The sequence below is a fragment of the Sphingomonas sp. genome (genome assembly GCF_048595155.1).
Taxonomy (GTDB): domain Bacteria; phylum Pseudomonadota; class Alphaproteobacteria; order Sphingomonadales; family Sphingomonadaceae; genus Sphingomonas_I.
In genome coordinates, this window is the sequence record NZ_JBMDXN010000019.1 from 25,040 (window position 1) to 33,722 (window position 8,683).

General features: G+C 61.1%; 8 protein-coding genes and 1 tRNA gene. 6 read left to right on the forward strand and 3 right to left on the reverse strand.

Features of this window, described 5'->3' with window-relative positions; translation table 11 throughout:
• Position 1: 1 nt before the first annotated feature.
• On the reverse strand, positions 2-688 hold the full coding sequence (gene gpmA / locus ACOJSI_RS03965) for a 2,3-diphosphoglycerate-dependent phosphoglycerate mutase (RefSeq protein WP_420136963.1): 687 nt from the start codon (positions 686-688) through the stop codon (positions 2-4).
• Positions 689-841: 153 nt separating this feature from the next.
• Between gpmA and ACOJSI_RS03970 the strand changes: the two genes are divergently transcribed.
• Entirely contained in the window at positions 842-3,079 is a 2,238-nt protein-coding gene (locus tag ACOJSI_RS03970; protein WP_420136964.1) for a transferrin receptor-like dimerization domain-containing protein, read from the forward strand.
• 45 nt (positions 3,080-3,124) lie between these two features.
• On the opposite strand, the gene ACOJSI_RS03975 is transcribed toward ACOJSI_RS03970, so the two are convergent.
• A complete protein-coding gene (locus ACOJSI_RS03975) occupies positions 3,125-3,580 on the reverse strand; it encodes a hypothetical protein (RefSeq protein WP_420136965.1) in 456 nt (151 codons plus the stop codon).
• Positions 3,581-3,800: 220 nt separating this feature from the next.
• On the opposite strand from ACOJSI_RS03975, the gene purS reads away from it, so the two are divergent.
• Together purS and purQ are read left to right on the forward strand one after the other, a co-directional pair.
• Positions 3,801-4,031, forward strand: coding sequence for a phosphoribosylformylglycinamidine synthase subunit PurS (gene purS / locus ACOJSI_RS03980; protein ID WP_420136966.1), 231 nt, complete (start codon positions 3,801-3,803; stop codon positions 4,029-4,031).
• A gap of 4 nt (positions 4,032-4,035) precedes the next feature.
• Positions 4,036-4,701, forward strand: a complete 666-nt coding sequence (gene purQ, locus ACOJSI_RS03985) for a phosphoribosylformylglycinamidine synthase subunit PurQ (protein ID WP_420136967.1) — start codon at positions 4,036-4,038, stop codon at positions 4,699-4,701.
• A 36-nt stretch (positions 4,702-4,737) separates the two neighbouring features.
• Here purQ and ACOJSI_RS03990 read toward each other — a convergent pair whose 3' ends face one another.
• A complete protein-coding gene (locus ACOJSI_RS03990) occupies positions 4,738-5,487 on the reverse strand; it encodes a queuosine precursor transporter (RefSeq protein ID WP_420136968.1) in 750 nt (249 codons plus the stop codon).
• A gap of 138 nt (positions 5,488-5,625) precedes the next feature.
• Here ACOJSI_RS03990 and ACOJSI_RS03995 point away from each other — a divergent pair.
• The 3 genes from ACOJSI_RS03995 to ACOJSI_RS04005 all read left to right on the forward strand — a co-directional run bounded on the left by ACOJSI_RS03995 (position 5,626) and on the right by ACOJSI_RS04005 (position 8,320).
• Positions 5,626-5,702, forward strand: a tRNA-Arg gene (locus ACOJSI_RS03995).
• Positions 5,703-5,874: 172 nt separating this feature from the next.
• Entirely contained in the window at positions 5,875-7,515 is a 1,641-nt protein-coding gene (locus ACOJSI_RS04000; protein ID WP_420136969.1) for a histidine kinase famiy protein, read from the forward strand.
• A gap of 184 nt (positions 7,516-7,699) precedes the next feature.
• Positions 7,700-8,320 carry a DUF4189 domain-containing protein gene (locus ACOJSI_RS04005; RefSeq protein ID WP_420136970.1) on the forward strand — a complete coding sequence of 207 codons (621 nt, stop codon included), beginning with the start codon at positions 7,700-7,702 and terminating at the stop codon, positions 8,318-8,320.
• Positions 8,321-8,683: the final 363 nt, after the last annotated feature.

Genomic DNA, 8,683 nt, shown 5'->3' on the forward strand with positions numbered 1-8,683 from the left:
CTCAGCGCTCGCTCAGATAATAGCGATCGAGCGCGGTGAGCGCATCGTCCAGCTCGTATACGATCGGCTGGCCGGTCGGGATCTCAAGGCTTGCAATATCGTCATCGGAGATATGCGAGAGATGCTTGACCAACGCGCGCAGCGAGTTGCCGTGCGCCGAGATCACGATCCGCTTTCCGGCCTTGAGCTCGGGCGCAATGCGGCTTTCCCAATAAGGGAGGACACGCGCGATCGTGTCCTTCAGGCTTTCGGTATTGGGGATGTCGATCCCGGCATAGCGCCGGTCCGCGGACAGATCATATTCGCTGCCCTTGTCTTGCACCGGCGGGGGAATGTCGAAGGAACGCCGCCAGATCTTGACCTGATCGTCGCCATGAAGCGCGGCCGTCTCCGCCTTGTTCAGACCGGTAAGGCCGCCATAATGGCGCTCGTTCAGCCGCCAGTCCTTTTCGATCGGCAACCAGAGCCGGCCCATCGTCTCCAACGCGATATTGAGGGTCTTGATCGCGCGTGTCTGCAAGCTCGTAAAGCACAGATCGAAGTCGAGCCCCTTCTCCGCCATCAGCGCACCAGCGGCGCGCGCCTCTTCGATCCCAAGCTCGGTGAGATTGACATCCCACCATCCCGTAAAGCGGTTTTCCAGGTTCCAGGAGGACTGGCCGTGACGGATAAGCACTAAGGTCGGCATACGGATCTGGGCTTCCTTCGGCGATGATCCGTGGGCGTGTAGCGGCCTGAAGTGCCAGCGTCACCCCTCTCGAGCATCCGTAATGCATGCTTAGCCATTGCAAGGCTCCCCGCACTGCCGCACTCATCGATTTGCGCACAAGGGGGAAACGGAATGGGGCATTGGAGCAAGATGCTGGCGGGTGTCGCTGCTATGGCGATTACGCTCGAGACTGAAGCGAAGCCGGTGGATCAGACGGCCGTGGAAGCGGCATTCGATGCGGGCGTCAATTCAGCCGATCAGCTCGAATGGCTCAGGACGATGTCAGCGGCGCCGAACCATGTCGGCGCCCCGCACAACAAGGCAAATGCCGATTACATGCTCGGCCTGTTCCGATCGTGGGGGTGGGACGCCCATATCGAGACCTTCCAGGTGCTCTACCCCACGCCTGTTTCGACAGTTGTTGAGTTGATTACGCCCGACCATGTCGTGCTCGGCGGCCAGGAACCGCCGGTTGCGGGCGACGACACATCCGCGGTGCCGGGCGCATTGCCGCCTTACGTCGCCTACCAAGGCGATGGGGATGTCACGGCGGATCTGGTCTATGTCAATTACGGCATGCCCGACGATTACAAGGCGCTGGCGCGGCGCGGCATCGACGTGAAGGGCAAGATCGTTATTGCCCGTTACGGCGTGGGCTGGCGTGGGCTGAAACCGCTGCTGGCGCAATGGCATGGCGCCGCCGGTTGCATCATCTATTCGGATCCTGCGCAGGACGGTTACGGCCGGGATGATGTCTATCCCAAGGGCGGAATGCGGCCGCCTTTCGCGGTTCAGCGCGGGTCGGTCATGGACATGCCGATTGCCCCGGGCGATCCGCTGACGCCCGGCATCGGCGCCACTACGTCCGCCAAACGCCTCACCCGCGAGGCGGCAGCGACGATCCTCAAGATCCCAGCCTTGCCGATGTCCTATGCCGATGCATCCAAGCTGCTGGCCCGGCTTGGCGGCCCGAATGTGCCCGATGGCTGGCAGGGCGGCCTCCCCTTTACTTACCATATGGGCGGCGATGGCGGCACCAAGGTGCATCTGGCGGTCAAATCGGATTGGTCCCTGAAGCTAGTCTATGATGTGATCGCCATGATCAAGGGCGCTACCCTGCCCGATCAATGGGTGATCCGTGGCAATCATCATGATGCCTGGGTGCTGGGTGCGGCAGATCCGCTGTCCGGCAACGTTGCCATGATGTCCGAAATGAAGGCGATGGGCGGGCTGTTGAAGCAAGGCTGGCGCCCCGCCCGCACGATCATCTACGCCAGCTGGGACGGCGAAGAGCCGGCGCTGCTGGGATCGACCGAATGGGCCGAGCAGCATGCCGACGAGCTGAAACGCAAGGCGGTCATCTACATTAACTCCGACGGGAATGGCCGCGGCTTTCTGGGTGCGGGCGGCAGTCCGGATTTCCAGCATCTCGTCAACCAGGTCGCAGCGGACGTTACCGATCCGGAGACGGGCGTGAGCGTGGCCCAACGCGCGCGTGCGGCGGTGCGCGTCGGTGCTTATGCCGGGGAGAAAACGGATGCCCGCGCATTGGCTGCGGCGCAAAGCGGCGGCGATCTGCCCATCTCAGCGCTCGGCTCCGGCTCGGACTATTCCGCCTATCTCCAGCATCTCGGGCTGCCCGCGCTGGACCTTGGATTTGGCGGGGAGGATCACAGCGGCGGCGTGTATCACTCGCTGTATGACAGCTTCCATCACTTCACGACATTCGATGATCCAGGCCTGAAATATGGCGCAGCCTTGTCGAAAATAGCTGGCCGGGTGGTGCTGCGGATCGCCGATGCTGATACCCCATCGATGCGCTTTGGCGACTTTGCCGACAGCGTCGCCGTCTATCTGACCGAAGTCGAAAAACTGGCAGATCAACGGCGCGAACAGGATCGCCAACGGGACGCTTTGACGTCCGATCAGGCTTTCCGCCTCGCGGCGGACCCACTCAAGCCGGTAGCTCCTCCAGCACCCGAGGTTGCTACCCCCCATATCGAACTTGCGGCACTGGCCAACGCAGTGGATGTGCTCAAGCGGTCTGCATCGGCCTATGACAGCGCCTATGCCAGCAGAGGGGCGCAGCTGTCCGCGTCTCAACGCGCCCGGCTCAATGGGATGCTACGCGATGTTGACCAGCTGTTGCTGGACGACCGCGGGCTGCCTGGCCGTCCCTGGTACAAGCATATGATCTACGCCCCGGGGCGGCTTACCGGTTACGGCGCCAAGACGCTGCCGGGCGTGCGGGAAGCGATAGAAGATCGCCGCTTTGCGGATGCCAATCTTTATGCAACGCGGATTGCAGCGGTGCTGGAGAAATATGCGCAACGGCTCGACCAGGCCCGGGCTGTGGTCGAGGGACAGTGACCGGATCTTCGACGGCAAACCGCCTGGCTGATCAGCCGCCGCTGCTTACCCGGCCGCGATCTCGTGGGGAGGATAGTCTTCCGCGGCTGAGGGGCACTTGCCCAATTTCATAATGCTGCCCTGACCCGGTTCGAACCATTGGGACGACGGCGTATCATCGTCGATACCGATCCCTTCATAGACGCACACCTCCGGCTTCGATCCGTCGGGGGAGATCACCACCGCCCAATTATGCACGTCTTCGGAGCGCTTGGCGCCGCCCCAGGCGAGGAGCCGACCGTCGCGGACACGGACGATCGGAACCTCCACAGAGCCGTCATCATATGCAATCACCGTGTTTACCCGAGCCTTGCCCATGGCTTTGGCCACCGCTGCCTTGACCTTCGGGTTGTCGAAAAAGCGGTATCCGCCGACAACATCATACGGGTATTTGCCAACATAGGCCGACAGATTTCCCCCTGCCTGCTTTGACGGCGTTGCCGCCTGCGCCGCAACCGCCAACCCAATCAGTGCGAGACCTGCCAAAGCATGCGTGTTCATTGTGTGCCTTTCGATTCCTGTTGCGGCATCCGCAGATTGCGGGTGCCCTCCACCCGGGCTGATCAGTAGCCGCGTATAATTTTTCTGAACATTGCACAATTGTTTAAATGGGATCTTCGCTGCGTATATTTGTCGGCAGCGTCTTGACCCCGCGCGCGGTGTGGTGGAGGGGCACTGAACCATGAAGACGCGCATCTATGTGACGCTGAAGAACGGCGTTCTCGACCCGCAGGGCAAGGCCATCCACCATGCGCTGGAGGGGCTTGGCTTCACCGGCGTGGATGATGTCCGCCAGGGCAAGTTCATCGAGCTGGAACACGGCGAAGGTGTCACGGACGCCGATCTCGACGCGATGTGCCGCAAACTGCTCGCCAATACCGTGATCGAAAATTACCGGATCGAACGAGGCTGAGGCGATGAAATCGGCAGTGATCGTATTCCCCGGATCGAATTGCGACCGGGATCTGGCGGTGGCGATCCAGGAAGTTACCGGCCGCGCGCCGACGATGGTGTGGCATCGTGAGACCGAATTGCCCGAAGGAACCGATCTGATCGCGGTGCCGGGCGGCTTCTCCTATGGCGACTATCTGCGCTCAGGTGCGATGGCGGCACGTTCGCCGGTGATGAATGCTGTCGTGCGCGCCGCGGAACGCGGGGCACCGGTCCTGGGTGTATGCAATGGCTTTCAGATCCTGACTGAGGCGGGGTTGCTGCCGGGTGCGTTGATGCGCAACGCGGGCCTCTCCTTCGTGTGTCGTCCGGTCGCGCTGACGGTCGAGAACAATCAATCGATTTTCACCAACCGCTACGATGCGGGCGAGCAGATCACGATACCCGTCGCGCATCATGACGGGAATTATTTCGCCGACGCCGAGACGCTCGACCGTCTGGAGGGTGAGGGTCGCGTGGCTTTTCGCTACGCCGAGCCGGTCAACGGATCGGTGCGCGGCATTGCCGGGATCGTCAACGACGCGGGTAACGTCATCGGTATGATGCCGCATCCCGAACGGATGATCGGTCCGGAGCATGGCGGTAGCGACGGCCGGCGCCTGTTTGAAGGCCTGCTGGAAGCAGTCGCCTAATCTGCCGAGTGGGCGAGCGTTGCATTGGCGCGCCCGTCAGACTTGCGCCCGGAAGGGCGAGAAGTTGGTGCCCTCGTCAAAGACGTCGATCCCTTCGCGCCGCTTCAGGAAGCCGACGACGATGTAGGTGACCGGCGTCAGCACGACTTCCCACGTTACCTTCAGCGCCCATTGCGTGAGCAGGACGATCAGCACCTGGTGGGCGGTCCAGCCAGCGGCGCCAAGGAAAGCGAGCGGATAGAAGATGAGGCTGTCCACGCCCTCCCCCACGATCGTCGATCCGATCGTGCGCGTCCATAGCCACCGGCCGCGCGTCAGGATCTTCATCTTGGCGAGAACGAAGCTGTTGGCGAATTCGCCCGCCCAGAACGCGCACAGCGAGGCCAGCGCGATCCGCCATGCCTGACCGAACACGGCTTCATATGCCGCCTGACCGGTCCAACCCGCGTCGGGCGGCAGTGCGACCACGACCACGCTCATGAACACCATGAACAGCAAGGCGGCAAAGCCGGCCCATACGCACCGCCGCGCACGACCATAGCCATAGACTTCGGTGAGAACGTCACCGATCACGTAGGAGACGGGAAAGAAAAGAATGCCTGCACCGAACGGCCAAGGCCCGAGCAGTGGCAGATCGATGACCGCACGCTTGCCCGCGCCGATGATGTTGGAAAGCAGCAGGATGGTGACGAACGCCGCCATCATGAAATCGAAATATCGGAAGGAGCGCCCGCCTAGCGCTCCTGCATCGACCGCAACAGGCCGCCCTTCCCCGCTCACGTCCATGATCGGCGACTAACCCGGTTCGTCAGCTGTGAAAATGGTGTCGCGCATGCAGATGCGCCGCATTGGTAGCTTTCCGCTGCGATTTTACCGCGCAAAGCGCTTCCACCGCCGCCGATCTGACTTTAACGCCCTTTCCGGGCGCCCGTAGCTCAGTTGGATAGAGCACATGCCTTCTAAGCTTGTGGTCGCAGGTTCGAATCCTGCCGGGCGCGCCACTCTCCTAGATTTAGGTCCGACGCAGAAAAGAGAGGAGCGTGTATCCGGTCGGCGATGCGCTTGCCGCTGGTGGGATAAGCCGACTCAGTGATGGGAACCTGCCTGATATGAAGCAGTTTCTGATCGGTGGCCGGCGCTTCGGGGCATGCCCTCCTCTAGTTCCGGACCCTCATGGCTAACCCTACCCCAGAGACACCGCCCGTCGCTCCGCCGCCGCATCTGGCCGGCGGCGCTAATCACGACATGACGGACGATAGCAACAGCATCTTCTTCGCTGCCGTGAAGACGACGCGGATGCCGATGATCGTCACGGACCCCAATCAGCCTGACAACCCGATTGTGTTCGCCAATCCTGCCTTCATCAACATGACGGGTTACCGGTGGGATGAGCTGGTCGGAAAGAATTGTCGCCTGCTCCAAGGCCCCGATACGGATCCGGATTCAATTGCCGAGGTCCGCCGCGCGATCGAGCAGCGGCAGGAAACCTCGGTCGAAATCCTGAACTACAAGAAGAACGGCGCGGCATTCTGGAACGCGTTGTTCATCTCTCCCGTGTTCGATGCAGCAAACAAGCTCATCTACTTCTTCGCGTCGCAGCTGGACGTGACGCGTCGTCGCGATGCCGAAGAAGGTTTGCGCCAGGCACAGAAGATGGAAGCGGTGGGTCAGCTGACCGGCGGTGTTGCCCACGATTTCAACAACCTGTTGACGGTTATTCAGGGCTTCAGTGACGTTCTGCGTAGCCAGATCGAAAGCGATGGGGAACTGGATCGGAAAAAAGCCGCGCGCTCGATCAATGCCGTTATGCAAGCCGCGGAGCGTGGTGCGACCCTTACACAGCAGCTTCTAGCCTTTTCGCGTAGACAAAAGCTGCAGGGGCGCGTCGTCAACCTTGTCGATCTGATCGACGAGTTGCAGCCGCTGATTGAACGTACCGCCGGTGGCTTGGTCAAGGTCGAGATCGTTCATCGCGAGACCACCTGCAATGTCCGCATCGATCCCACTCAGGCGGAATTGGCGATCATCAACATTCTGCTGAATGCGCGCGACGCCATGCCTGATGGCGGCACGATCGTGATCGAAGTCATGAACCGACTGATCGAAGCGGGCGACCATGGGTTCGGTGAGTTGGCGCCAGGGAATTATGTGGCGGTGACGATCACGGATGAAGGTGTCGGTATGTCCCCCGAAGTGCTGAAGCGCGTGACGGAGCCATTCTTTACGACGAAGGATCAGGGCAAGGGTACGGGCCTCGGCCGATCCATGGTCTACGGGTTCATGAAGCAATCTGGCGGCTCGCTGCGCCTATATTCAGAAGAAGGTCACGGCACGACCGCGCGAATGCTATTCCCGTGCGAGAATGCGGAAGCCGAAGCGATTGGCGGCCGCAAGGCGCGGTCCCTCGCAGACAAGCGGGGCAATGAGACGATCCTTGTCGTTGAGGACCAGGTCGACGTGGGCGATTATGCCGAAACGGTGCTCACGGAGTTTGGTTACAAGGTCTTGCGCGCGGAAAATGCCAATGAGGCGTTGGCGGTCCTCGACGGTGCGGGGCAGATCGACCTTCTGTTCAGCGACCTTATCATGCCGGGTGGCATGAACGGCGTGATGCTGGCACGAGAAGTGAAGCGCCGTCGGCCCAAGATGGCGGTGCTGCTCACGACCGGCTACGCAGAATCGTCGATCGAACGGGTCGACGCCCGCGGCGCCGAGTTCGAGCTTATCCAAAAGCCATACAAGCGCAGCGAACTGGCCACGAAGGTGCGTCAGGTGATCGACGGTCCGACCGGGGTCGGTACGCACGGGGGCTAGGGGTCAGCCGCGATTATCGTGGCGGTGAGCACATTCCGTAGACAATAGTACTGAAATGGAGAGGGCAGCCGAATTTGTGGCGAGCTGCGGAACAGTTGCATGTCATTCCGGTTTCCAGTTTCAGCGATAACATAGCTTAACTCCGCTGGGCGCGGCGTCGTGATGCCGCATACAGAGACGGGGAATGATCGCGATGAAGCGGGTGCTGCTGCTGGTGATGCTGTTCTTTGGATCGTCCGCTGCCTTTGCACAATGTGCTCCGGGCGTGCCCTGCGGGGGCAATCCGATGGGTGTTCCGCCCGATCAGCCGAACTCGCCCTATAATAACGGAGGATATGGGGACGCAGGGGCTGCTTATGGAAGCCAGTCAACCGGTGCAGGTGGCACATGGGCCGCCTTCGCTATCAATGCCACCGGCCGCGTTGTCTGGACCTACAACCAACGCGACGCGCGCAGTGCCCAACGCGCGGTCATGGCAGCCTGCCGGCGCACGGGCGAGGAGCGGTGCGAATTGATCGACAGCTTTACCGAGGTGTGCGGAGCGCCGTCAACGGACGCACAACAGGACATGTATATGGACTGGGGTAGCTCACGCGGGATCGCGGAGCAGAGTGCTATCGAAACATGCGAGCGGAAGAGCCAGGCTCTTCCCTGCCGCCTCGTCAGCCTGGCCATCTGCGATAGTTCCGATCTGACGCAACAATATCTTGAAGAAACAAGCCGGCGGGCGGCAGCGACGTCAACAGCCGCGCTCGAGAGGATCTCGGCCGGCTTCCGTGCCAAGCGTGGACCTGCGCGCCCATAACGGCGGGCCCGATCGTGCGCTAGCAACACTCACCACTCCCCATATGGCGAATGGCAATCGCCTGCGGCTGATGTGTTAGACCTCCGCTCCGCAGTGCATCCAAGAGGGATGCGGATCATCTTCTCGTACGAACCGCCCCGATTTGGACTTTGTTCTTGTACCGCAGCCGTGCTGCGGCAAAAAGACTGCAAGAGGCGTTACGAACAGGCATTGATTAACTGAAGATGTAAAAAAAGGCGGCAGCACATCGCCGCTGTTTAAATCTATGTTATGGACCCTGCTGCCGTGCTCCTTCCTAGCTGGAGGCTTGCAGGAGATCGAGCATGAACTTTGCCAATGCGCAAGAGGCGCTAAAGCTGTTCT

Excerpts from the sequence above, each read along its gene's own strand:
- gpmA (WP_420136963.1), bottom strand. The coding sequence starts at position 688 with ATGCCGACCTTAGTGCTTATCCGTCACGGCCAGTCCTCCTGGAACCTG.
- ACOJSI_RS03970 (WP_420136964.1), top strand. The coding sequence starts at position 842 with ATGGGGCATTGGAGCAAGATGCTGGCGGGTGTCGCTGCTATGGCGATT.
- purS (WP_420136966.1), top strand. The coding sequence starts at position 3,801 with ATGAAGACGCGCATCTATGTGACGCTGAAGAACGGCGTTCTCGACCCG.
- purQ (WP_420136967.1), top strand. The coding sequence starts at position 4,036 with ATGAAATCGGCAGTGATCGTATTCCCCGGATCGAATTGCGACCGGGAT.
- ACOJSI_RS03990 (WP_420136968.1), bottom strand. The coding sequence starts at position 5,487 with ATGGACGTGAGCGGGGAAGGGCGGCCTGTTGCGGTCGATGCAGGAGCG.
- ACOJSI_RS04000 (WP_420136969.1), top strand. The coding sequence starts at position 5,875 with ATGGCTAACCCTACCCCAGAGACACCGCCCGTCGCTCCGCCGCCGCAT.
- ACOJSI_RS04005 (WP_420136970.1), top strand. The coding sequence starts at position 7,700 with ATGATCGCGATGAAGCGGGTGCTGCTGCTGGTGATGCTGTTCTTTGGA.